The 22,315-nt window shown below is 64.9% G+C and carries 23 protein-coding genes; 6 read left to right on the top strand and 17 right to left on the bottom strand.

Features of this window, described 5'->3' with window-relative positions; genetic code table 11:
* Positions 1–141: 141 nt before the first annotated feature.
* The 9 genes from QMK31_RS15100 to dapA form a co-directional block, all read right to left on the bottom strand.
* Entirely contained in the window at positions 142–366 is a 225-nt protein-coding gene (locus QMK31_RS15100) for a DUF3046 domain-containing protein (protein ID WP_283501763.1), read from the bottom strand.
* Between the two features lie 122 nt (positions 367–488).
* Complete coding sequence (locus tag QMK31_RS15095; RefSeq protein WP_283501762.1) at positions 489–797, bottom strand: helix-turn-helix domain-containing protein; 309 nt, start codon at positions 795–797, stop codon at positions 489–491.
* Between the two features lie 156 nt (positions 798–953).
* On the bottom strand, positions 954–1,505 hold the full coding sequence (locus QMK31_RS15090; RefSeq protein WP_283501761.1) for a CinA family protein: 552 nt from the start codon (positions 1,503–1,505) through the stop codon (positions 954–956).
* Positions 1,498–2,091 (bottom strand): CDP-diacylglycerol--glycerol-3-phosphate 3-phosphatidyltransferase, encoded by a 594-nt coding sequence (gene pgsA / locus QMK31_RS15085; RefSeq protein ID WP_283501760.1) that lies wholly within the window; start codon positions 2,089–2,091, stop codon positions 1,498–1,500. The genes QMK31_RS15090 and pgsA overlap by 8 nt, the downstream gene beginning before the upstream one ends.
* 3 nt (positions 2,092–2,094) lie before the next feature.
* The gene (locus tag QMK31_RS15080; RefSeq protein WP_283501759.1) at positions 2,095–4,998 is read right to left on the bottom strand and encodes an FtsK/SpoIIIE family DNA translocase; all 2,904 of its coding nucleotides are present in this window, start codon (positions 4,996–4,998) and stop codon (positions 2,095–2,097) included.
* 113 nt (positions 4,999–5,111) lie between these two features.
* Positions 5,112–6,338: an ABC transporter permease gene (locus tag QMK31_RS15075; protein ID WP_283501758.1), complete on the bottom strand. Its 1,227-nt coding sequence runs from the start codon at positions 6,336–6,338 to the stop codon at positions 5,112–5,114.
* On the bottom strand, positions 6,335–7,030 hold the full coding sequence (locus QMK31_RS15070; RefSeq protein WP_283501757.1) for an ABC transporter ATP-binding protein: 696 nt from the start codon (positions 7,028–7,030) through the stop codon (positions 6,335–6,337). Before QMK31_RS15070 ends, QMK31_RS15075 begins: the two co-directional genes overlap by 4 nt.
* On the bottom strand, positions 7,027–8,085 hold the full coding sequence (locus QMK31_RS15065) for a permuted SH3 domain-containing protein (RefSeq protein WP_283501756.1): 1,059 nt from the start codon (positions 8,083–8,085) through the stop codon (positions 7,027–7,029). Before QMK31_RS15065 ends, QMK31_RS15070 begins: the two co-directional genes overlap by 4 nt.
* Positions 8,086–8,202: 117 nt before the next feature.
* Entirely contained in the window at positions 8,203–9,180 is a 978-nt protein-coding gene (gene dapA, locus QMK31_RS15060) for a 4-hydroxy-tetrahydrodipicolinate synthase (RefSeq protein ID WP_283501755.1), read from the bottom strand.
* 23 nt (positions 9,181–9,203) lie between these two features.
* Here dapA and QMK31_RS15055 point away from each other — a divergent pair, with 23 nt between their 5' ends.
* From QMK31_RS15055 to QMK31_RS15045, 3 genes are all read left to right on the top strand, one after another.
* Positions 9,204–9,317 (top strand): DUF4395 family protein, encoded by a 114-nt coding sequence (locus tag QMK31_RS15055; protein ID WP_349361572.1) that lies wholly within the window; start codon positions 9,204–9,206, stop codon positions 9,315–9,317.
* Between the two features lie 187 nt (positions 9,318–9,504).
* Entirely contained in the window at positions 9,505–9,936 is a 432-nt protein-coding gene (locus QMK31_RS15050) for an OsmC family peroxiredoxin (protein WP_092341026.1), read from the top strand.
* Positions 9,937–9,945: 9 nt separating this feature from the next.
* Entirely contained in the window at positions 9,946–10,836 is an 891-nt protein-coding gene (locus QMK31_RS15045) for a TIGR01777 family oxidoreductase (protein ID WP_283501754.1), read from the top strand.
* Positions 10,837–10,863: 27 nt separating this feature from the next.
* On the opposite strand, the gene QMK31_RS15040 is transcribed toward QMK31_RS15045, so the two are convergent.
* The 4 genes from QMK31_RS15040 to QMK31_RS15025 all read right to left on the bottom strand — a co-directional run bounded on the left by QMK31_RS15040 (position 10,864) and on the right by QMK31_RS15025 (position 14,147).
* Positions 10,864–11,307, bottom strand: a complete 444-nt coding sequence (locus tag QMK31_RS15040; RefSeq protein WP_283501753.1) for a hypothetical protein — start codon at positions 11,305–11,307, stop codon at positions 10,864–10,866.
* Positions 11,304–12,071 carry a 4-hydroxy-tetrahydrodipicolinate reductase gene (gene dapB, locus QMK31_RS15035; protein ID WP_349361571.1) on the bottom strand — a complete coding sequence of 256 codons (768 nt, stop codon included), beginning with the start codon at positions 12,069–12,071 and terminating at the stop codon, positions 11,304–11,306. The genes QMK31_RS15040 and dapB overlap by 4 nt, the downstream gene beginning before the upstream one ends.
* 65 nt (positions 12,072–12,136) lie before the next feature.
* Positions 12,137–12,739 carry a histidine phosphatase family protein gene (locus tag QMK31_RS15030; RefSeq protein WP_283501752.1) on the bottom strand — a complete coding sequence of 201 codons (603 nt, stop codon included), beginning with the start codon at positions 12,737–12,739 and terminating at the stop codon, positions 12,137–12,139.
* A gap of 64 nt (positions 12,740–12,803) precedes the next feature.
* The gene (locus QMK31_RS15025; RefSeq protein WP_283501751.1) at positions 12,804–14,147 is read right to left on the bottom strand and encodes a M16 family metallopeptidase; all 1,344 of its coding nucleotides are present in this window, start codon (positions 14,145–14,147) and stop codon (positions 12,804–12,806) included.
* A gap of 213 nt (positions 14,148–14,360) precedes the next feature.
* Between QMK31_RS15025 and QMK31_RS15020 the strand changes: the two genes are divergently transcribed.
* Entirely contained in the window at positions 14,361–14,951 is a 591-nt protein-coding gene (locus QMK31_RS15020) for a TetR/AcrR family transcriptional regulator (protein WP_283501750.1), read from the top strand.
* Between the two features lie 21 nt (positions 14,952–14,972).
* On the opposite strand, the gene QMK31_RS15015 is transcribed toward QMK31_RS15020, so the two are convergent.
* The gene (locus tag QMK31_RS15015; protein WP_283501749.1) at positions 14,973–15,992 is read right to left on the bottom strand and encodes an aldo/keto reductase; all 1,020 of its coding nucleotides are present in this window, start codon (positions 15,990–15,992) and stop codon (positions 14,973–14,975) included.
* Between the two features lie 330 nt (positions 15,993–16,322).
* On the opposite strand from QMK31_RS15015, the gene QMK31_RS15010 reads away from it, so the two are divergent.
* Positions 16,323–17,936 carry a peptide chain release factor 3 gene (locus tag QMK31_RS15010; protein WP_283501748.1) on the top strand — a complete coding sequence of 538 codons (1,614 nt, stop codon included), beginning with the start codon at positions 16,323–16,325 and terminating at the stop codon, positions 17,934–17,936.
* Between the two features lie 212 nt (positions 17,937–18,148).
* Here QMK31_RS15010 and QMK31_RS15005 read toward each other — a convergent pair whose 3' ends face one another.
* Complete coding sequence (locus QMK31_RS15005; RefSeq protein ID WP_283501747.1) at positions 18,149–19,834, bottom strand: ribonuclease J; 1,686 nt, start codon at positions 19,832–19,834, stop codon at positions 18,149–18,151.
* A 418-nt stretch (positions 19,835–20,252) separates the two neighbouring features.
* Between QMK31_RS15005 and QMK31_RS15000 the strand changes: the two genes are divergently transcribed.
* Positions 20,253–20,756: a glutathione peroxidase gene (locus tag QMK31_RS15000; protein ID WP_283501746.1), complete on the top strand. Its 504-nt coding sequence runs from the start codon at positions 20,253–20,255 to the stop codon at positions 20,754–20,756.
* Between the two features lie 89 nt (positions 20,757–20,845).
* Here the strand turns inward: QMK31_RS15000 and QMK31_RS14995 are convergent, their stop codons facing one another.
* Positions 20,846–21,628, bottom strand: a complete 783-nt coding sequence (locus QMK31_RS14995; RefSeq protein ID WP_283501820.1) for an HpcH/HpaI aldolase/citrate lyase family protein — start codon at positions 21,626–21,628, stop codon at positions 20,846–20,848.
* Positions 21,629–21,780: 152 nt separating this feature from the next.
* Complete coding sequence (locus QMK31_RS14990) at positions 21,781–22,290, bottom strand: MaoC family dehydratase (RefSeq protein ID WP_283501745.1); 510 nt, start codon at positions 22,288–22,290, stop codon at positions 21,781–21,783.
* Positions 22,291–22,315 lie beyond the last annotated feature (25 nt).

Genomic DNA, 22,315 nt, shown 5'->3' with positions numbered 1-22,315 from the left:
GGGGACACGATCGAACGGTGCGCAATCTGTGAGATTGTCCGCTGTGGAGGAGCCTATCAAGGGCGAACAGGTATTCGAGCATTATCGGGAAAACTTCTATGGCGTGTCGAAATATGCGCCTAAGTTCTCGGTAACATCGTGCTACGGCCGAGGAGCTGGGATTCCAGCGCCGTACCAGCGGCTGCGCGGTACGTCGACTTCAGCGCATAGAGCCAGCCACACCTCACGGGCGGGAATGCCAGCGGCGAGGGCCTGGTCGGCCGTTTGACCATCGAGCGGTGTAAGCACGAGGTCACGGGTGAGCACCCGCCCGTAGGCCTCGCCGAACTCGTCCTTCATGGCGGTACGAAATTCGCTCAGGCGCACAACACTCCTTCAATCCGCCTCCGGCGAAATGCCACTCTCGAAAAAACAACCACCGCCGACACTGAGTGTCGGCGATGGCTAATGATAATGATGTAGATCTTGGGGATGCTGCCGTTGGGTGGCTAACGCACCATGAAGTCAGCATCGTACGTGGTGACGAAGTCGTCCGGTACCGTATCGGGAATCTGATCGATCCCTTCAATGACGGCGAGACGATCACCAACTTCACGCATAATGACCGAAATCGGGGTATCCAGAGCGTCGGCGACCGAGGCCAGGATTTCTGAGGACGCCTCTTTCTGGCCTCGTTCTACCTCGCTGAGGTAGCCGAGCGCGACACTTGCTTTGCTTGCGACCTGACGCAGGGTACGCCCCTTTTGCAGGCGGAAGTCCCTGAGTACATCGCCGATTTCCTGACGAACAAGAATCATCGGAACCTCCTTCTTATGCCTAATAATCAATCCTATGACTACCGGTGTGCGGTGCTGGATGCTTACAATACGGCATTCATCTAACACTTTGACACTAGCGAGATTCATTGGAATTTTCTTGTGAATGTCTTCGATGTAACCAGCCCGTAACAGGAACTATTCCGCGTCACCCTGCGCTATCAGCGCACGCACAGCATCGATGGCCTGGCGCACGGTTTCGGCGCGAATCTCGGCGCGGTTGCCGTGCAGGTGTAACGGCACGGCCCAGGAACCAGTTCCCTTGGACAGGCCGATGAATACCGTTCCAGCCGTATGGCCGCCGTCCGGGCCGGGGCCGGCCACACCAGTGGTCGACACTCCGACATCGGCGCGCACCTCGTTGACCGCGAGCAGGGTGCGCACGCCGCCCGCCATCTGTTTGGCGACATCGGCGTGTACGGGCCCGTGCACGTTGAGCACACTGCTGTCGACGTGGAGCAGGCTGCGCTTGAGGGCGGTGTCATAGGCGACCACTCCGCCACGCACCACGACGGATGCGCCGGGGACACGCACGAGTTCAGCCACCAGCAGCCCGCCGGTCAATGATTCGGCGACGGCGATGGTGAGGTGGCGTGCGGTGAGTTCCGCGATCAGCTCGGCCGTCGCATCCGCTGCAGGTGCCAGTGCCGCGGTTGTGGGTGCCGTGGTTGCCGAGGCCGGGTCAGGCAACGTCGTGCTTTCGCAGGCGCCAGGCCGAGACCAGGTAGTCAAGGCCGGAGACCACGGTGAGCACGAGCGTTACGGTCATGGTGGCGGTGTTGAGCCAGTGCACCCACTCGCCGAAGACCAGCCAGAACGGGAGCAGGGCGAGCGAGATCGACACGGACTGGGAGACGGTTTTAAGCTTGCCGCCACGGCTGGCCGGAATGACACGGTCGCGCAGCATGGCGAACCGGAAAATGGTGATGCCGATTTCGCGCACGAGGATGACGATGGTCACCCACCAGGGCAGTTCGCCAAGGATGGACAGGCAGACCAGGGCGCCACCGGTGAGGATCTTGTCGGCGATTGGGTCAAGAATCTTGCCGAGGTCGGTCACGAGGTTGTGGCGGCGGGCGATCATGCCGTCGATGCCGTCGGTGGCGATCGCGATGATGAACAGCACCGCAGCCACCCAGCGCAGTGGGTCGCTGTCACCGTCGGCGGCCAACAGCATCCAGATGAAGACGGGAGCGAGCAGAATGCGCACGACCGTGATCAGGTTGGGTACATTCCAGTTGCTGGGGCGGGTGACGGATGTTTGCGGTGATGCCATGGTTCAGTCCCTGCCGGTTAGTTTCCAGGCATCCTCGTCGTCCTCGGTGCCGTCCACCTCAGGATACCCCTGCGACATTTTCTCGACCGGGTCGCCTTCGTAGCGCGGGTCCGGTGCCGACGCGGCGCGCGCATCACCGGATTGGGCTTTCAAGGCGTGCTGTTCGTCGTCGGAGCCGCGCAGTCGGGCGAGCACGCTGGGCAGCTGCTCGGCGTTGACGAGCACATCGCGCGCTTTGGAGCCTTCGGACGGGCCGACGATCTCCCGGGATTCGAGCAGGTCCATCAGGCGACCGGCCTTGGCGAAACCGACGCGTAGTTTGCGCTGCAGCATCGACGTCGATCCGAACTGGGTCGAGACGACAAGTTCGGCGGCGGCGAGCAAGACCTCGAGGTCGTCACCGATGTCGGAGTCGATCTCCTTACGCGGGGCGACCATGGAGACGTCGGGCCGGTAGTCGGGCCTGGCCTGCATTGTGACGTGCTTGACGACCTTCTCAATTTCGTCTTCGGTGACCCAGGCGCCCTGCACGCGCACGGCTTTAGAGGCTCCCATCGGTAGGAATAAGGCGTCGCCCTGTCCGATGAGTTTGTCGGCGCCTGGCTGGTCGAGGATGACCCGGGAGTCGGTAACGCTCGTGACGGCGAAGGCCAGCCGCGAAGGCACGTTGGCCTTGATCAGCCCCGTGACGACGTCGACGCTCGGCCGCTGGGTGGCCAGCACGAGGTGGATTCCGGAGGCGCGGGCGAGCTGGGTGATGCGCACGATGGAGTCTTCGACGTCGCGCGGGGCGACCATCATGAGGTCGGCCAACTCATCGACGACGACGAGCAGGTACGGGTAGGGCTTGAGCTTGCGTTCGCTGCCAGCGGGCAGCACGATTTCGCCGCTGACGACGGCCTTGTTGAAGTCGTCGATGTGGCGGAAGCCGAAGCTCGCGAGGTCGTCGTAGCGCATGTCCATCTCTTTCACGACCCACTGCAGCGCTTCGGCCGCTTTCTTCGGGTTCGTGATGATGGGAGTGATCAAGTGCGGCACGCCGGCGTAGGCGGCGAGCTCGACCCGTTTCGGGTCGATGAGCACCATGCGCACATCGCTCGGCTTGGCGCGCATGAGCAGGCTCGTGATCATGGAGTTGACGAAGCTCGACTTGCCAGAGCCGGTGGAACCGGCCACGAGAAGGTGCGGCATTTTCGCGAGGTTGGCAATGACGAAGCCGCCGCCGACGTCTTTGCCGACACCGATGGTCATCGGGTGGGTGGCGTTGGTGGCGGTACTCGAGCGCAGCACGTCGCCGAGGGTGACGATTTCGCGGTCGGTGTTGGGAATCTCGATGCCGATAGCGCTCTTGCCGGGAATGGGCGAAAGGATGCGCACCTCGTTCGAGGCGACCGCGTAGGAGAGGTTCTTGCTGAGCGCGGTGACCCGCTCGACCTTGACTCCCGGGCCGAGTTCGATTTCGTACTGGGTGACCGTCGGGCCACGGGAGAATCCGGTGACTTTTGCATCGACCTGAAACTGTCGCAGCACCTCGGTGATTGATTTGACCACGTCATCGTTCGCGGCTGAACGGGCCTTGGCTGGGGGGCCGGCGGTGAGTGTGGATGCCGCTGGCACGAGATATGGAATGGCCGGGTGGGGGTCAGTGGATGCGAGGGGCGGGAGGGCTGCACCGTCGGCATCCACCGCCTGGCTCAGTTCGGGGAAGACGTCGTCGAAGCCGGGCAGAACCTCGGTGTGACCGGCCGGATCATCGGAGTGAAGCCCGGTGGACGGGCCGGTGCCGAGGTCGACTTCGCCGGTGAACCGTTTGACGGCGAGTTCCGCCTTGCGCAGGTCTTCGAGCACCTCGGTGCCGTAGTGGTCCCGTTCCGGCGGCACGGTGTGGTCGGTTACCTCGGATTCGATGGCGCTGTCGAAGCCACCGCGGGACTGGTTACCGCCGAGCAGCACGCTGAGCGGGTCGGCTTCGACTGGGCCAGGCTTCGACTCAGTCGATAATGCACTGGCGAAGTCGGGGTCCTCCTCCCGCTTGCTGTTATTGCGGCGCCACCACGGCAGCGCGCCCTCAGCCTCGTCGCCACCTGAAACATCATCGACGCCGTCGAGCTCGACCTGCGCCGTCTTGCCCGGTTTGGCGCCCCTGGTGGCTTTCTCGGCGGCTCGTTCTTCGTCGTCGGTCAGCTGTGCGCCGAACAACCAGTCGTAGAGTTCGCGGGAGCGCTGGCCGACGCGGTTCGGCGGGGTCTTGGTGATGATGAACAGGCTGAGCAGCAACAACAAGATGACCACGATCGTGGCGCCGACCGAGGTGGTGAGCATGATCAGCGGGGCCGCGATCATCCACCCGATCACTCCGCCAGCCAGTGCGAGGGCCGGCATACCGTCTTGCGGCTGCGGCTGCACGCCGAAAATGTGGCAGAGCCCGGAGATGGTCACGAGCAGCAGACTAAGCCCGATGCCGATGCGGCCGTTGTCGTGCACGGAACTGGGTTTACGAAACAGCCAGACGGAGAACAGCAGCAGGATGACGGGCAGGGCGAAGGCTACCCGTCCGAACAGGCCGCCGAAGGTGTATGCGTCGAGCTGCTGGGCGACAGCGTTGTTGATAAGGAACCATTCAACGATGGCGCCGGAGATGGCGAGCAGCACGAGAAAGAAGGGCAGGCCGTCGCGGCGTTCGTCCTTGGAAAGTTTTTCGGGACCGAGGGCGCGGGCGGCGCCGCCCGCGAGGTGGGCGAGGCCCATCCAGGCGCGGGCTCCGACACTCGGCTTCACATCAACGGCAGTGAATTTGACGGTCTTCTGCGCTGCGGTGCCGCCGTTGCGGGGGCCCGGTTTGCGCGCCGGAGCGCCCTTCGGTGCCGGAGTGCGGGCACGCCCGGTCGACTTAGTGCTCGTAGCCATGAAATAACGCTACCAAGCACCGGCGACATTCCCCCGACCCCACGCCCAATGCCTGCCTGAGAGGCCAGCGAATGCCGCGCGGCGCATCCATTGGTTTGTGCTTCTCGTATTACCTAATAGCGGATGGCGTCGATCACCTTAACCCGCACCGCGACCAGTGCCGGGATCAGCCCGGCCAGGGCGCCGACAACGGTCGCACAGACCAGGCCGAGAACGGCTGCTTCGACCGGGAACGGCGGGAAATCGGTGACTTGGCCCTGGCTGATGAAGTCCTCGACGAACGGACTCTTCACGATAAGCACGGCGGCGATCACGCCTACAATGCCGGCGACGACGGTTGCTACGACGCTTTCCATCATGACAGCGAAGAAGACCCTGGCGGCGGTCGCCCCGAAACTGCGCCGGATGCCTATCTCTCGAATGCGCTGCTTGAGAGTAACGAGGGCAATGTTGACCAGTCCGAGCGCTCCGAGCAGCAACACCAGACCTGCGATGGCACCGACGGTGAGTTTGAGCGAGAGATAGGGGTCGCCGTCCTGGAAAGACGAATAGTCCTGCCGGTTCACCTGCACGGTTGCCTCGCTGCCGAGCGCGCCCTGCACGTCCCTTTGCAGGGCGGTCACCAACTGCTCGGAGATCTTGACTGGAACCCATAACTCGTAGGATGGCGGACCAAATTGCAAGTTCGGATCGATGACGACTGGTGTAATAGCGGTGAGCGCATCGGCGAGCATGTACATCGCCGGTTCGGTCTCGTAGGACAGCGCCGGATAGACGCCGGTGACAACGGCCGTCGTGCTGCGTTCACCGATCAGGGTGGTTGTCGGGTGCGTCCTCAGGTCTGGGCGTCCAAGGCGGTCCCAGAAGATGGAGTTAATGAGCACGGCAGGGGCCAGTCGCCTCTGATCGGCGGCGGCGAACCAGGTGCCCTCCTCGAGGGTGATGCGGTGCATGATCCCATACGGCGGGTCGACGCCGATGGTCTGCACCGGCACGGCGCCATCGGCGAACTGCACCGTCTGGCTGGTGTTCACGACCCGGCTGGCGTAGTCGATCTTGTACCGTTCGAGGGCTGTGCGCCAGATTTCGGGCATCTCGGTCGGGGTAGATCCGTCGTTCATTGATGCAGACAGGTAGAGGCTGGCCGCGCGCCCACCCGACCGCTCGTTCTGTTCGACGGTGGCCTGCTGGGCGACCGCGCCGAGACCGACCACGGTCGTGATGGCGCAGACGGCGACCGCCACCCCGATCAGTGAGAGCATGACGCGAGTCTTGTGGATGCGCACTTCCTGCCAGGCTTCGATGACGGCGCCGACCAGATTACTCGCGAAGCGCTTCATGCCGGCACCGTGCTCGTGACCTGCAAGACGCCGTGGTCGAGCCGAAAATGCCGGGTGGCGCGGGCGGCGATGGACGGATCGTGGGTGATGGTGACGAGGGCTGCGCCGGATTCAGTGGCGACCTCATCGATGAGGTCCATCACCGTCTCGCCGGTCTCGAGGTCGAGGGCTCCCGTGGGTTCGTCGGCGAGGATCAGTCTCGGGCCACGAACCAGCGCGCGGGCGATGGCTACGCGCTGTTGCTCACCGCCGCTCAATCGGTCGGGCAGCGAGCCGAGTCGGTCGCCGAGGCCGACCCGTTCAAGTATCTCGGTGGCGATGCGGGCCCGCTGCCAGAATTGGCGGCCCTCCGCGTAGAGCAGCGGAGTCATCACGTTTTCGAGGGCGGTGCGGCCCTGCAGCAGGTTGAACTGTTGAAAGATAAAGCCGACCTCGCGGCCGCGCAGCCGGTCCCGGGCGCCGGACGACAACGACCCAACCGCACGATCCTCGAACAGCATCGCGCCGCTCGTCGGGTTGTCAAGCAGCCCGAGCAAGTTCAGCAGCGTGGTCTTGCCCGAGCCCGACCGGCCGACGATCGACACGCGGTCGCCCACTTCGACGTCGAGATCGACGCCGGAAAGAATCGTCAGCGGCGGCGCATCGATGAGTTGCACTGTACGGGTCACGCCCTCGAGATGCAGCAGGGTCATCTGGAAATCCCGGTGCTGGAGAGGCTCGGTCCGAAGCAGACTTCGCTGCCGTCGGGCTGAAGCTCGCAGCCCGATTCGCCGCCGGCGACGGCTCCGGGAACGAACTGGTTGATCAGGTCACCCTCGACGAGCCCATCGACGACCTGCACGTTGACGCCGTCGGTCATACCGAGCGTGACCGGACGTTCCTCGGTGCCGCCGTCCGGCAGTACGAACCAGACGACGCCGGTTTCGGCGGAGCCCTCCACAGCCGTGGCCGGCACGACGAGCACGTTCTCGGCCAGCCCGGCGGCGACGGTGATCTGCGCGGCCAGGCCGGAAAAAACGGTCACCTCTGCCGGAATCGCGCAGGTCACTGTGGTGCCGCTCGTACCGGTTTCTCCGCCTCCGCCGCCGTCACCACCGGCCGGCGCACCAGCCAGCGGGGTGGTGATGGTCAGGCCGGTGCAGATGAACGGCGCCGGCCCGTTCGTTATCGCAACGGATGCCTCGGTCGGGCGTGTCAGCAGCCGGTACTGCTGCTCGGGGCTCAGCGCTCCGCTCACCGAGAAGCTCGGTGGTGCGACCTGCCCGGTGGCATCCCCCACTGCCACGCTCTGGCCGTGGATCACAGTGAGCGAGCTGAGGATTCCGGTGATCGGGGAGAGCACCTTGACGAAGCTGACCACTGGTTTCGGTTGGGTAATGCTGACGTTGCCATTGGCATCCGTTGTTTCGACAGGGTCTTTAATCGTTTCGAGGCGGATGTCGTAGATCTTGTCGTCTATATTCAGGGTCTGACCGGCCGCCACGAAGATCTCATCGACCGTGCCGATGGCGGTCGCTTTAACCGCGACGGCGGGGTCGGCGCTGACCGTGCCTGGCAGGGTCACATCATTACTGATGGTGCCCAGGGCCACCGGAATCTGTGGTTCGACAATGACCCCGGTTGGTTCGGCGGGGTTGCTGTCGGCGGCAGCGTCTGGGTAGAACGCGAGCTTCACAAGGGCCACCGCAATGGCCGCGATCACGATCAATCGAAGAATGGGAAAGACCCATTTGCGTGCAATGTTCACGACACTCCCCACACGGATGACCTGACCCGGTCAAACTCGATGGGCTGATCCTAGCGTTTTACCAGCGGATGCGCCTCCGCCAACTCCGACGCCCTATTCCAGCGGCGCCCTCGTTCCTCAGCGCGTGGTGCCGGCGACCTTGGGCAGCGATCCGCCGGCGGCCGCGTTGCGGTCAGGGCGGAAGTTGGAGAAGTCCACGCCGGGGATGTCTTTGACCAGCGACAACTCGTCTTCGATCTGGGCGGCTTCGGAGTCTTCGGGACCGACCAGGGGCAGACGCACCCGTGGGCTGCCGATGCGACCGAGGCCGTGCAGAATGTATTTCACGGCGACGGTTCCGGGAACGTGGGTCATCACGGCACGCACGAGCGGCTCGAGCTGCTGGTGGGCGGCGGTGGCAACCTTGAGGTCGCCACGGTTGACGGCATCGACCATGTGGCGGTACGGGGTTGCGGTGATGTTTCCGGTGACGCCGATCAGGCCGGTCGCGCCGATAGACAGGTGGGCCAGCACATTGGCGTCATCACCGGAGAAATACATGAGGTCGGTCTGGTTGAGCACCCGGCTGATCTGGGCGAAGTCGCCCTTGGCGTCTTTCATAGCGAGAATATTTGGATGCTTGGCCGCGCGCAGGATGGTTTCGTAGGCGATCGCGACGCCGGTGCGCCCGGGGATGTCGTAGAGGATGACGGGGAGGTCCGTGGCATCGGCGATCATACGGAAGTGGGTAAGGATTCCGGCCTGGGTGGGCTTGTTGTAGTACGGGGTTACGATCATATTGCCGTCCGCGCCGGCCTTTTCGCTCTGCCGGGCCAGCTGCATGGCGTGGGCGGTCTCGTTGGAGCCGCCGCCGGTAATGATCTTGGCCCGGCCGTTAGCGACCGACTTGCCGACCTCGACCAGACGGATCTTCTCCGGGTCGGTCAGAGTACTGGTCTCACCGGTCGTGCCCGTGACGACGATGCCATCGGCACCGGCATTGATGACGTCGTCGATGTGCTTCTCCACCCCGGCCCAGTCCACTTCGCCATCAAAGGTAAACGGGGTGACCAGCGCGACCAGCACCTGGCCAAAGGGATTCGTAGAGGTAGACACGGAGTACAGGCTATCGCTTCCCTGTGCTCGTACCCAGCGCGGTCGGAATCGCTGCGGCGGCCGCATTCGTCGCTGCCTGTCAAAATGCGGTGTTCGACTATTGCCTGGGCTGCCAGGTCTACCTGCTCCTCGTGTGATCCGGTGTGCTGAACCGGGGCGGCAGAACCGCCGAGAACGTCGAGGCCGCGTCCTGGATACGCCCGGCACATCCCGTCCTGGGCCTCCCTGGCGTGTCGGTTAGCTCTCAGTCAATTCCCAGACAGGACTCGTTCGTGGGGCAGGTGGGACAGTTAGGGTGGAATCCAATCACCTGGAGGTAACACCATGCCCACGACGCTCACCAGTGAAGCAACAACCGTCTGGACCGGCGATCTTCCAACCGGTTCCGGTACCGTCACCCTCGATTCTTCGCACGCCGCCGAATTCTCGGTGAACTGGAAAGCCCGCGCTGAGGGGGTTTCCAACACCACCAACCCGGAGGAACTCCTCGGTGCCGCCCACGCGGCCTGCTTCTCGATGGCACTGGCCAACGCGCTCGGCTCGGCTGGCCATACCCCGGAGAGCATCCAGACCACCGCCGCCGTCACCTTCGCGGCCGGGACCGGCGTCATCGGAAGTCACCTGCTGGTCAGCGCTAAGATTCCCGGCCTCACCGAGGCTGAGTTTGAGGTATTCGCCCAGGATGCCAAGGACAACTGCCCGATCTCGAAGGCACTCGCGGGCATTCCCATCACCATCGAAGCCGAACTGGCCTAGGCCACAGGCGTGCGCGTTCTCATCGCCGGAGCTTCCGGCCTCATCGGGCGGGAGCTGAGCCGCCAGCTGGCCGCCGCGGGCCACACTCCCGTGCGCCTGGTACGCCGGGAGGCCCTGGGCAAGAACGAGATCCGCTGGGACCCGGCCGCGCACGCCCTGGACGCCCGCGTGCTCGACGATATCGACGCGGTCGTCAATCTGTCGGGGGCCTCCCTGGCACGGCTCCCGTGGACGACGGCTTATCGCAAAGAAATTCTCGGCTCCCGACTGTCGGCCACCCGTACAATCACCGACGCACTCGCGCGGGCCGCCACTCCCCCGACCGTTCTGCTGAACGGTTCTGCCGTCGGGGTCTACGGTGATCGTCCCGGGGAGATCCTGAACGAGGCATCCGCTGTGGGAACCGATTTTCTGGCTGACGTCGTCACACAGTGGGAAGCCGCTGCTGAGCTCGCGCCCGAACCGACACGGGTCGTCCTGCTGCGCACCGGTCTGGTCCTGGCCAAGGGCGGTGCGCTCAAACCAGTGCTTCCCCTGGCGAAACTCGGCCTGGCCGGACCGCTCGGCGGCGGCAACCAGCATTGGGCCTGGGTGAGCCTGCACGACGAGGCTGCGGCCATCGTGCATCTGCTGACCTCGACCCTCTCCGGCCCGGTTAACCTGGTCGGGCCGACAGCCGCGACGTCCAACGACATCATTCACGGGCTCGCCACCGCCCTGCACCGGCCGTTCCTGCTACCGGTTCCGAAGCCGATCCTGACGCTCCTGCTGCAGGATGCTGCGCGCCAGTTGCTGCTCGCCGACCAGCAGGTCAGCGCGCAGAAGCTGCTCGACGACGGATTCGAGTTCTTCCATCGCACGCCGGCCACCGCGATCGCCTGGATGCTGCGCCAGCCGTAGCCGATCCTTCGGTGGCTATCCTGAGAGCTATTTCGCGGTGCGTTCGAGAGAGATTGCGGTGCGAATCGCTCCCCGGGCGCGCTTGCGATCGCCGGAGGCATCGTAGGCGAGGCCGAGCCGCAGCCAGGCCTGCCAGTTCTCCCGTTCCGCTTCTACCTCGGCCTGCGCGGCCGGAAACTGCTCGTCGGCGGCATCCCGGTAGGGGCGACCACTCGGGCGCACGCGCTGGTCAGCAGCGGGCAGCCCGCCCACCTCGTCGAGCTGACGCACGAGCCGTTCCGAGCGGATGCCGAACGCAACCTCACGTGCGAGCGCCCAGAAGCCGATCAGCGGCAGGATGAGCAGCGCGAGCCCGATGGCAATGCCGACCGGCTCGCCGCTCTGAATGAAGAGTACGGCACGAACACCGACCAGAACGAGGTAGAAGACGAGCAGTATCGCCATGACTACTACAGCGATCTTGCCCTTCATTTGATGGCTCCTTCGCTGGTGGTCGGCGCACCGAATCCCAGATCGACGATTTGGTCGAGGCCGACCGTCACTCCCGTAGCCGTTCGCGCTGCTGCGAGGGCCAGCAGAATACCGCTCTCGTAGGCGCTCGGGGACAGCGTATTGTGGCTGATCGTCAGGGTTTCCCCGGTGCCGCCCAGAAAGACGTCCTGCCGGGCCAGCAGGCCGGACAGACGCAGGCTGTGCACTGGCACGCTCGAGACCTGCTGGCCGCGGGCACGCTGGTCGGTATGCGGTGCCGAGACGGGGCCCAGGGCGGCGCGGGCCCGGCCGATGAGTTCGGCGGTGCGCACCGCCGTACCCGAGGGTGAGTCAACTTTGGCCGGTTGATGCGCTTCGACGATTTCGATGGAGTCGTAGAACCGGGCGGCGAGGGCGGCGAATGCCGTTGCGAGTACCGAACCGATGGAAAAGTTCGGAATGATGATGACGCCGGTGTCGTTGCGGCCAGCGAGACGGCGGCTGAGAGCGTCGATGCCGTCCTGGCTCCAGCCGGACGTGCCGACCAGCACCCGCATGCCGTGTTCGGTCGCGAAGTCGACGACGTCGCGGCTCACGTCGGGGCGGGTCAGGTCGACGGCGATCTGCGCGGGGAGCATCTCGCTCAGGTCACTGTGCGAATCGAGTCTGGCGACAACCTCATACCCCTCGGTTCGTTCGATCAGGTCGGAGACCAGGCGGCCCATCTTGCCCGTTGCGCCAATGATGGCCACCGTCGTTGTCATGAATCCAATCTACCAATTGATCGGCCGGTCACTTGCCCGCGCACGGCCGCCGAGAATAGGACCGCCTAGAACATCAGGGGTTCTGGCAGGCCGGTGCGCAATTCGACCGGCAGGTGACCGAGGTCGTTGTGGGTGACAAGCGTCCACGGACGACCCGGTTTCTGCTGCAGCACGGTCAGGCCGCAATGGGCCTGGTTAATGCCGACCCAGCGCCAGTCGGGGGCTCCAAGAACCTCACGCACAAACCAGGCGATTACGAAATTGTGGGTGATCAGCAGGTCGTGCCGCTGGCTGCGACGAGGCTGCAGAAATTCGGCAACGGCGTCTTCCATCTGGGCACGTCCGGCGGCGATCTCGTCGTCGGTGACCGAGCCGAAGAACGGGTCGTACGCCGACGGCGTTTCGGCGGCCCGCCCCGAGGGAATGCAGTCGAAGAGCAATGCCGACGGCTCGCTCTGCAGGGCTGGCAGCCGTTCCGCCATGATCTGGGCGGTCTCGGCGGCGCGCTGCAGCGGCGAATGCCAGGCCCCCGTGAACGGAACCCCGCTGAGGCGGTCGGCGATCAGCAGTGCCTGGCGCTTGCCTCGTGGCGAGAGGGGGCCATCGTGCAGGCCATGTTCGGCATCCTGCTGCTCGCCGTGGCGTACCAGGTAGATGTACTGGGGCATCATTGTCCATTTCACAGTTTGAGACCCGGCTGGGCCGGATGGTGCAGAAGCGGGTAGCGACCGATCAGCCCGGGAGGATGGCAGCGAACGCGTCGTCTTCGAGGGCTCCGACGGCCGAGATCGACACCGGACCGCTCGCCAACTCCGCAGCCAGTTGCCGCACGTCGGTCGCGGTGACGAGTGCGAGTCGCCGCAGCGCCTCGTCGAGATCGGCGAACTCACCGAGGGTGATCTCAGAGCGACCCAACCGGGACATGCGGGTGTCCGAGTCCTCCAGCGCGAGAGCGGATGCCCCACTCAACTGGCCGGACGCCCGCTTCATCTCGTCGGCGGTCACGCCGCCGTCGGCGAGGCGGTGCAACTCGCTGAGCATGAGCTCGGCCACCTGGCCGGCCTTGGCCGGTGTGCACCCCGCATACATGCCGAACAGGCCGGCATCGGAGTATCCGGGCGCGAAAGAGTAGACCGAGTAGGCCAAGCCGCGCTTCTCCCGCACTTCCTGGAACAGTCGGCTCGACATGCCCCCGCCGAAGATGGAGGTGAGCACGCTCATGGTGACTCGCCGGTCGTCGGTCGCCAACAGGCCGGGCATGCCGAGCAGCAGATTTGCCTGCTCGAGGGGGCGCTTGACGATGGTCAAGGCCTGGCCCTGGTGAATCTCCGCTGGCAGACCGCCGCGCCGGCTGACCGGGGTCTGGGCAATGCCAAGGTCCCAGCCGGCCCGTTCGAGGGCCCGGGTTACGGCAGTGACAAGTTCGTCGTGGTCGACGGCACCGGCAACGGTGACGACGAGGTCCTGCGGGCGATAGTTGGCCTGGTAGTGCTCCCACACGGCTGTACGGGTGGCACCCCGAATATTGTCGGCGCTGCCGCCGATCGGGCGGCCGAGCGGATGCTTACCCAGCACAGCCTCGAAGAATCGCTCGTTGGCGACGTCGGCCGGGTCGTCGTCGGCCATGGCGAGCTCCTCGAGGATGACGCCGCGTTCGGTTTCGAATTCATCGGAATCTAGTTTGGAAGAGGTCAGCATGTCGGTGAGCACGTCGATGGCCATGCCGAGGTCGCGGTCCTGCACCTTGGCGTAATAGCAGGTGTATTCCTTGGCGGTCATGGCGTTGTGTTCGCCGCCGACCGCGTCGAAGGATATTGCTATGTCGAGGGCAGAGCGTGTTGACGTTCCCTTGAAGAGCAGGTGCTCGAGAAAGTGAGTGGAGCCGAAATGGCCCGGTTGTTCGTCGCGGGAGCCGACGGCCACCCAATAGCCGATGGTGAGGCTGCGGGCACCCGGTACCTGCTCGCTCAGGATGCGCACCCCGCTGGGCAGGACGGTGCGACGCACGAGGGCATCGCCAGCGGCCCGAAACGAGAGTTCGGCCTGGTCTAGGGGAAAGTCGACTGCACCGTTCATATCATCCACCACCTTACAAGACCCGATCAGGACGACCGGCGCGAGCCTGGTATCCCGACGACGTACCCCCAGTTTGGCCGGAATGGCTCGTGCAGCCGCTTGCGACAGACTGGTCTGTCTAGGGTGTGTTACAGTCTGGATGCCGACCGGGGAAAACCCCCGAATGTGCGCTCATCAGGGGCTATTTTCTACCCCTCGACCAAGGAGTCCAGCATGACGACGCTGACAGCTGAGGCCGTTCGGCCGGCGACCCACGCCAAGGTGCGTATCCTCGCCACCGCCGACCGCCTTTTCTATACCGAGGGTGTTCACACCGTGGGTGTGGATCGCATCATCAGCGAGTCCAAGGTCACCAAAGCCACGTTCTATAAGTACTACCGCTCGAAAGACGCCCTGATCGTCGTATACCTGCAGGGCCGGGACCGTCTCGCCCGCGATTTTCTCGCGAGTCTCGACACCCGCTTCGATACGCCCGAACAACGCCTGCGTGGCGTCGTCACCGAGATCTCGGCCCAGGTCATTCGCGAAGGCTTTCACGGCTGCCCATTCATCAATGCGGCCGCCCAATTCACCGACCCGGCCCATCCCGTGCGGCAGGCGGTAGCAGCCCATCGTGACTGGTACGGCCGATCGATCGAAGATATGTTCCGGGGCATGGGCCACGCCAGACCCGGCGATGCCGCCGACGATTTCTTTCTCGCCAGGGACGGCGCCTTCGCCGGCGCCAACCTCGGCGACCCGATCGGTGCCCACACCGCCCTGCTGCGCGCTATCCAGCGTGTGCTCGACGAGTCCGGCGACTAGGGCTCTCGCCGCGTCGATGGATCAGTAGGCGGACACCCGGTCGAGGTCGAGCAGGTCATTACGGCCGAGACGGATGCCTGCTGCCGCGACCAGGGACAGCACCTGGTCGGCCCGACCGGCACCGGCAACCGGCGCCACCACGTCGGGCCGGGCGAGCAACCAGGCGAGGGCGATTGACGCCGGGGCCGCCTTTTGTGCGGCGGCGATGCGGTCGACGACGGCGAGCACGCGCAGCGATCGGCGGTTGAGGTAGACCGCGGCGAGCTGGCCGCGGGCGGTGCCGGCGGCATCCGCTTTGGTGCGAAACGCGCCGGCCAGAAAGCCATGCGCGAGGGCGAAGCCGGGCATCAGTGCGAGGTGTTGGGCGCGGGCGACGACGGCGACGTCTTTTTCGAGTTCGGCGCGATGCACGAGGTTATATGGGGTTTCGGCGGCGACGAACTTGGGCAGGCCGAGGGCCGAGAGCACCCTGGCCTCCATGAGCCGCTCGGCTGAGAAATTGCTCGCACCGAGGTAGCGCACCTTGCCGGCGCGCACGAGGGCGTCAACGGCAACGAGGCTCTCCTCGAGGGCTACGTTCTTGTCGTCGAAGTGAAAGTAGAGCAGGTCGAGATAGTCGGTGCCGAGCCGCACCAGGCTGGCTTCGACGGCGGCCACGATGCTGCGCTGCCTCAACCCGGGATTGTCGAGATTGCGGCCGATCTTGGTGGCCAGAACGGTCTCGGTGCGTGCGCCGCGCGAGCGCAGCCACGACCCGATGATCACTTCACTGCGCCCGGCGGCGAAGCTGTCGGCGGTGTCGAGAAAATTGCCACCGAGGTCTCGGTGCGCGTCGAGAATAGCGTGGGAGGCTTCACCGGTTGCCGTCCAGCCGAACGCGTTGCATCCCAGGGCCAACGGATGCACGCGCAGCTCGGTTCCCGGAATCTGGCGGCGCACCGCATCCGAACCAACGGTTGTCTCCGTCTGCCCTGGTTGGGCCAGTTGGGCACGGTCGACCGACATCGCATCCAGGGAAGATGAGACCACCTGTCGGGGCATTGCGGTTTCCTCCCTGGATGCTCGCCCGACCATTCACTTCTGCCGGTTCTTCTCGTCTTAAAGTGTTCTTGGCCCGACCTTAGGCGAGGCCGCCGACATTTCCCGGCGGCACGCTAAACCGTTACCAAAATGTACGTCCCTGGCGGCCAAATAGGGGTGATTGTTGCCGGCCGCCAGTCGGTGCGTCCTCGATTTGTTAGACTGAAGATTGCGCAAAAATTGGGCTGCCTGTGCAGGTGCATATCCGCCCTGGGCCGCCGCCTGTCGAATCATGAGATCATCGACCGGCTGGCGAGGTATCTTGCCCGAATCAGCCGCAGGAAAGCAGCCATGACCACCGACGCCTCCGTGCCCAACCCCCAGGTTCCCCGTGAGGCCAAGCGACGCCGCACCTTCGCCGTGATCTCCCACCCCGACGCCGGCAAGTCCACCCTCACCGAGGCACTGCTGCTGCACGCTCGCGCGATCACCTCTGCCGGTGCGACGCACGGCAAGGCCGGCCGCAGCGGCACCGTCTCTGACTGGATGGAGATGGAAAAGGCCCGTGGCATTTCGGTCACCAGCGCCGCCATTCAGTTCGAATACCACGACGCCGTGATCAACCTCGTCGACACCCCCGGCCACGCGGACTTCTCGGAAGACACCTTTCGGGTGCTCTCCGCAGTGGATGCCGCCGTGATGCTTGTCGACGCCGCCAAGGGTCTCGAGCCGCAGACCATGAAGCTGTTCGCGGTCTGCAAACAACGAGGGCTTCCGGTCATCACCGTCATCAACAAGTGGGACCGCCCGGGCGACACTCCCCTGGCCCTGATGGACGAGATCCAGACACGCACCGGTCTGCTGCCGACCCCGCTGAACTGGCCGGTCGGCGAGGCCGGCGACCTGCGCGGCGTACTCGATCGCCGCTCCGGCGACTTTCTGCGCTACACCCGCACCGCAGGCGGGGCGACCGTGGCCGAATCGGTGCGGCTGGATGCGGCGGAGGCGGCAAGCGAGGAAGGCCCGGCGTGGGCATCCGCTGTCGAAGAATCAGAACTGCTCGACGCCGAATCGCAAAATCACGACTCCGAACTGTTTCTCGACGGACAGACCACCCCGGTGCTGTTCTGCGCGGCCGTGGCGAACTTCGGAGTGCAGCAACTGCTCGACACCCTGGTGGAGTTCGCACCATCGGCCGAAGCTCGCACAGACATCGACGGCAACCCGCGCGAGGTCACCTCACCCTTCTCCGGGTTCGTGTTCAAGGTACAGTCCGGCATGAACTCGGCGCACCGCGACCATGTAGCCTTCGTGCGCGTGTGTTCCGGCGAATTTCGCCGCGGCATGATCGTCACCCACGCCGCGACCGGTCGCCCCTTCGCCACCAAGTACGCTCAGCAGCTGTTCGGCAAAGAACGCACCGTCACCGACCAGGCCTGGCCCGGCGACATCGTCGGGCTCGTGAACGCGTCAGCGCTGCGCGTGGGCGACTCGATCTTCGAAGACGAACGGGTGGAATTTCCGCCACTGCCGCTGTTCTCCCCCGAGCATTTTCGGGCAATCCGCCCGGTTGACAGCAGCAAGCACAAGCAGTTTCGGCGCGGCATCGACCAGCTCGACCATGAGGGCGTCATCCAGGTGATGCGCTCCGAGGTGCGTGGTGAGCAGGCTCCCGTGCTGGGTGCTGTCGGGCCGATGCAGTTCGAGGTCGTCGAAGACCGCATGGTGCACGACTTTCACGCCGATATCCGCATGGAAGCGCTGCCATACCAGGTGGCCCGCAAGACCGACAAGGAGAGCGCGCTGGTACTCGCCGGAACCCGCCAGGTGGAGGTCTTCACCCGCTCGGACGGCACGTTGCTCGCCCTGTTCAGCACGCCGTGGCGGCTGCAGGCGATCGCCAAGGAGAACCCGAAACTTGTGCTCATCGACATCGCGAACGCAACGGCCGACGACTTCCTGTAGCCCTGCTTCTTCCGGGTTACGCCTTCAGCCCGGGCGCCTTGGGGCTCATTCAGGAAAACCGCCGCCCCACGAGCGTACCGGCCCGGCATCACGAGCCGACGCTGCCTCTGGTCGAAGAATTTCCTGAATGTGCCACAGAAGCGAATCACTGGCAGGCAAACAGAAACGGCCGCATCCCGTCGAGGATGCGGCCGTTCTCTCTGCTGCGACGGTTAGGCGTCAACCACCACGGAGGTGATGACGGGGCTGCGACGGTACTTGCGGTTCATCCAGCGGCTCACCGACTGCGTGAACAGGTCCTCAAGTTCGGCACCGTCGACGATCTTGATGCGGTTCGCGGCCTTCATGGCCTCATCGATGACCTTGGTGGCACCCTTGACCCACTCATCGTCGTGCACGAATCCGCGGGCCAGAAACTCGACCGGCTCGGAAAGCGTGCCGGTCTTGGCGTTGAGAATTCCGAGGATGGTGATGGTGCCGTCCTCGGCTAGCTTGCGACGGTCTTCCATCGCGGCAGTGGATGCCCCGCCCACGGTCATCCCGTCGACGAAGATGTAGTCGGCGACGACCCGGCCGGTGACCTTCGCGTGACCGTCGACGAGGTCGACGACCACGCCGTCTTCCACGACGATGACGTTCTCTTCGGGGACACCGGTCGCGATGGCCAGGTCGGCGTTGGCCGTGAGGTGACGCCACTCCCCGTGGATCGGCATGACGTTGACCGGCTTGACGATGTTGTAGCAGTAGACGAGCTCGCCAGCACTGGCGTGGCCGGAGACGTGCACCTTGGCGTTGCCCTTGTGCACGACGTTCGCGCCCCAGCGGATCAGGCCATTGATGACACGGTAGATGGAGTTCTCGTTGCCGGGGATCAGCGAGCTCGCCAGCAGCACGGTATCGCCCTCGCCGATCTTGATGACGTGCTCACGGTTGGCCATGCGCGAGAGCGCAGCCATCGGCTCACCCTGCGAACCGGTGCAGATGAGAACGACCTTGTCGTCCTTCATACGCTCGAGCGCCTTCATGTCAACGATCAGGCCCTTGGGAACGTTGAGGTAGCCGAGCTCAGTGGCAATGCCCATGTTGCGCACCATGGAGCGGCCCACGAAGGCCACCTTGCGGTTGTGCTTGACGGCAGCGTCGATGACCTGCTGGATGCGGTGCACGTGGCTCGCGAAGCTCGACACGATGATGCGGCGCGGCGAGGTGCGGAACACGGTGTCGATCGCCGGTCCGATGTCCTTCTCGGCGGTGGTGAAGCCGGGAACCTCGGCGTTGGTCGAGTCCGTCATGAACAGGTCGACGCCCTCTTCGGCCAGGCGCGCGAACGCGCCGAGGTCGGTCAGGCGCTTATCGAGCGGGAACTGGTCCATCTTGAAGTCACCGGTGGCGAGCACGAGGCCAGCTTCGGTGCGGATGGCGATGGCCAGGCCGTCGGGGATGGAGTGGTTGACGGCGATGAACTCGAGGTCGAACTGGCCGATCGTGCGGCGCTCACCCTCTTTCACCTCCACGAAGTTCTGGCTGAGGCGGTGCTCCTGCAGCTTGGCCGCGAGGAAGGCCAGGGTCAGCTTGGAACCGACGACGGGAATGTCGCCGCGTTCCTTGAGCAGATACGGAACGGCGCCGATGTGGTCTTCGTGGCCGTGGGTGAGCACGATGGCCTCGATATCCTGCAGACGGTCGCGGATGGCGGTGAAGTCGGGCAGGATCACGTTGATGCCGGGCTGGTTGTCCTCGGGAAAGAGAACGCCGCAGTCGATGATGAGCAGCTTTCCCTTGTGCTCGAAGACGGTCATGTTGCGGCCGATCTCGCCGAGGCCTCCGAGCGGGATGATGCGCATGCCGCGAGCCGGCAGCGCCGGCGGAGTGCTCAGGTCGAGGTAGTGGTTATTCATGAATCTCATTTCGTTGTCTGCGGTACTGCATGTCCAGGTGTTTGGGGACCGAGCACGGGCATGCGAAGCCGGCGAGGAATACTCAGGGGGCTTCAGCGCGCATACGCGTACCTCGCTCGTGCCTGGCGGGCAAGCAAAATACCGGCCAGATACCTCCCTAGTCTACCGATGCAGAAACGATCGGCGTTTTCGGGCGCGAAGAGAGTGACCCCGCGCGTGGCAGAGGCCCTCTCTCGTGCCGCTTTAGGCGGCCTGCCGGCAGGGCATACGGCGCGATGACCGGCCATGGTCGGCTGCGGTGAAGCGCCCCCGCCGGCCTCGAGGTGCTGCACTGAGCATGCCGCCCATTTGGGGGAAATGCGCGATGTGCACAGGTTCCGTGCAGCCAGCTCGGAGACTCGATCTATAAAATTGTCTAATGACTCCTTCCGCGCTGCACGATATTCCCCTCACCCTCATCGACGGAACAGAAACAACTTTTGGTGCCTTTGACGGCAAGGCGGTGCTCGTCGTCAACGTGGCATCGAAGTGCGGGTTCACTCCGCAGTACGCCGGCTTGGAGGCGCTCTACCAGCGCTACGCCGACGACGGACTCGTGGTGCTCGGCCTGCCGAGCAACCAGTTCATGGGGCAGGAACCCGGCAACGAGGCGGCTATCGCAGAATTCTGCGGCATGACCTACGGGGTGACCTTCCCGATGACGGCCAAGGTCGACGTGCGGGGTAAGCACCAGCATCCGCTCTATGCAGAACTGACGAAATTCAAGCAAGGCCTGCTGCCCGGCCTGATCAAGTGGAACTTCGAGAAGTTCCTCGTGACGCCCGCGGGCGAAATCGTGGGCCGCTTCGCCTCCACTGTGGAGCCGGAATCGACCGAGATCGTCGACGCAATCGAAAAGGTTCTGGCCGCCAAAGCCGCCTGACCCGCGCACCGTGCGGACGGGGCCCGGGCCCCGTCCGTGGGCCCAGTTTGTAAACTTGGCCCGCGTTCATAAGGTGGGCCCGGCGATAATCAGCGAGCGGCCCGGCGCAGCACAGCCTCTGCGTGGCGCAACACTGGCCCGTCTATCATGCGACCCTCGTGCTGGAAGACGCCGCGGGCGCTCGCAGCGGCCTCGAGCAGTCCGAGGGCATAGTCGACTTCGGCGGCGGTCGGCTGGTAGGCGGCACGAATGACGGCGACCTGGCTGGGGTGGATGCAGGCGGAGGCGGTGAAACCACTCGCGACGGCATCCGCTGCCTCATCGTGCAGCCCCGCGGCGTCGGTGAAGTCGAGGTGCACGGTGTCGATGGCGGCCTTGTCGTGGGCTCCGGCCGCGAGCAGCACCAGTGAGCGGGCCTGGCGCGCAACGTCGCGGTAGCGACCGTCAGCGAACCGGCTGGAGTTGCCGCCGAGCGAGGCGACCAGGTCTTCAGCCCCCCACATGAGCGCGACGACGTTGCGTTCAGCGGCAATCTCGGTCGCCGAGACGACGCCGGCGGCGGTTTCGCACAGGGCGATCACGCGAAACGCCGCGAGCCGTGCGACCTGGCCGGCGCTGACGGTTTTGGCGAGCATGACGTCTCGGTAGTCCGTGCGCGCGAGCGCGGCCAGGTCGAGGGCGAAATCCTCGGTGTCGGCCGGATTGATGCGCACGATCGTGCGGGTCGGGTCCAGCGGATGCTCGATCAGCGCCCGCCGCGCCGCCGCCCGGTCGGCGGGCGCGACGGCGTCCTCGAGGTCGAGGATGACCGCATCGGCGCGCTCGGTCGCCTTCGCGTAGCGCTCGGGTCGGTCGGCCGGGCAGAACAACAGCGCGGGGCCGAGGGTGAACGGTGCCGGTGTGAACGGGCTGAGTCCGGCCGGACTGTCATCGAACGGGTCGGGGCCGGTCGGCTCACCGAATTCGTCGAACGGGCCCGAATCGAACGAGCCTTGATCGAACGGATCACCGTCGAACGGACCGCTCACTGGGCTGCCCCCTGGCACCAGACCAGCACAGTGCGCACTGCCGTGCCGACGACATTGCCGTGCTGGTTGCGGCCGGTATGTTCCAGGGTGATGATGCCCTGCCCCGGCCGACTCTTCGACAGCCGTTTGTCGGTGACGATGGTCTCCGAATAAAGGGTGTCGCCGTGATGCAGCGGATGCGGAAAGGTCACGGCCGAAAACCCCAGGTTCGCCACGATCGTGCCCTGGGTCAGCTGCGCGACGGAGCTGCCCACCATGGTCGACAGGGTGAACATGGAGTTGACCAGGCGTTCCCCGAACGGCTGCGTGGCTGACCAGGCCGCATCGAGGTGCAGGGCCTGCGTGTTCATGGTCATCGTCGTGAACAGCACGTTGTCGGCCTCGGTCACCGTGCGGCCCGGACGGTGCTGATAGAGGGCCGTGAGGTCGAATTCCTCAAAGTAGAGGCCGCGCTGCAGGGTCGGGTGGCGCTCCCCCGCTGCGGGCGTGTCTGGGGTGTCGGGCATCCGATTCTCCTCGGTCGTGTGGTGC

The organism is Cryobacterium sp. PH31-O1, from assembly GCF_030063455.1.
GTDB lineage: Bacteria > Actinomycetota > Actinomycetes > Actinomycetales > Microbacteriaceae > Cryobacterium.
This window is presented reverse-complemented; position numbering and strand designations above follow the sequence as displayed.

Bases quoted from the DNA above. Each gene is read 5' to 3' on its own strand.
- QMK31_RS15015 (WP_283501749.1), bottom strand. From the start codon at position 15,992: ATGCCCCGACAGGTGGTCTCATCTTCCCTGGATGCGATGTCGGTCGAC.
- QMK31_RS15005 (WP_283501747.1), bottom strand. From the start codon at position 19,834: ATGAATAACCACTACCTCGACCTGAGCACTCCGCCGGCGCTGCCGGCT.
- QMK31_RS15070 (WP_283501757.1), bottom strand. From the start codon at position 7,030: ATGACCCTGCTGCATCTCGAGGGCGTGACCCGTACAGTGCAACTCATC.
- QMK31_RS14990 (WP_283501745.1), bottom strand. From the start codon at position 22,290: ATGCCCGACACCCCAGACACGCCCGCAGCGGGGGAGCGCCACCCGACC.
- dapB (WP_349361571.1), bottom strand. From the start codon at position 12,071: ATGACAACGACGGTGGCCATCATTGGCGCAACGGGCAAGATGGGCCGC.
- QMK31_RS15095 (WP_283501762.1), bottom strand. From the start codon at position 797: ATGATTCTTGTTCGTCAGGAAATCGGCGATGTACTCAGGGACTTCCGC.
- QMK31_RS15075 (WP_283501758.1), bottom strand. From the start codon at position 6,338: ATGAAGCGCTTCGCGAGTAATCTGGTCGGCGCCGTCATCGAAGCCTGG.
- QMK31_RS15080 (WP_283501759.1), bottom strand. From the start codon at position 4,998: ATGGCTACGAGCACTAAGTCGACCGGGCGTGCCCGCACTCCGGCACCG.
- pgsA (WP_283501760.1), bottom strand. From the start codon at position 2,091: ATGGCATCACCGCAAACATCCGTCACCCGCCCCAGCAACTGGAATGTA.
- QMK31_RS15010 (WP_283501748.1), top strand. From the start codon at position 16,323: ATGACCACCGACGCCTCCGTGCCCAACCCCCAGGTTCCCCGTGAGGCC.
- QMK31_RS15000 (WP_283501746.1), top strand. From the start codon at position 20,253: ATGACTCCTTCCGCGCTGCACGATATTCCCCTCACCCTCATCGACGGA.
- QMK31_RS15050 (WP_092341026.1), top strand. From the start codon at position 9,505: ATGCCCACGACGCTCACCAGTGAAGCAACAACCGTCTGGACCGGCGAT.
- QMK31_RS15025 (WP_283501751.1), bottom strand. From the start codon at position 14,147: ATGAACGGTGCAGTCGACTTTCCCCTAGACCAGGCCGAACTCTCGTTT.
- QMK31_RS15030 (WP_283501752.1), bottom strand. From the start codon at position 12,739: ATGCCCCAGTACATCTACCTGGTACGCCACGGCGAGCAGCAGGATGCC.
- QMK31_RS15020 (WP_283501750.1), top strand. From the start codon at position 14,361: ATGACGACGCTGACAGCTGAGGCCGTTCGGCCGGCGACCCACGCCAAG.
- QMK31_RS15040 (WP_283501753.1), bottom strand. From the start codon at position 11,307: ATGAAGGGCAAGATCGCTGTAGTAGTCATGGCGATACTGCTCGTCTTC.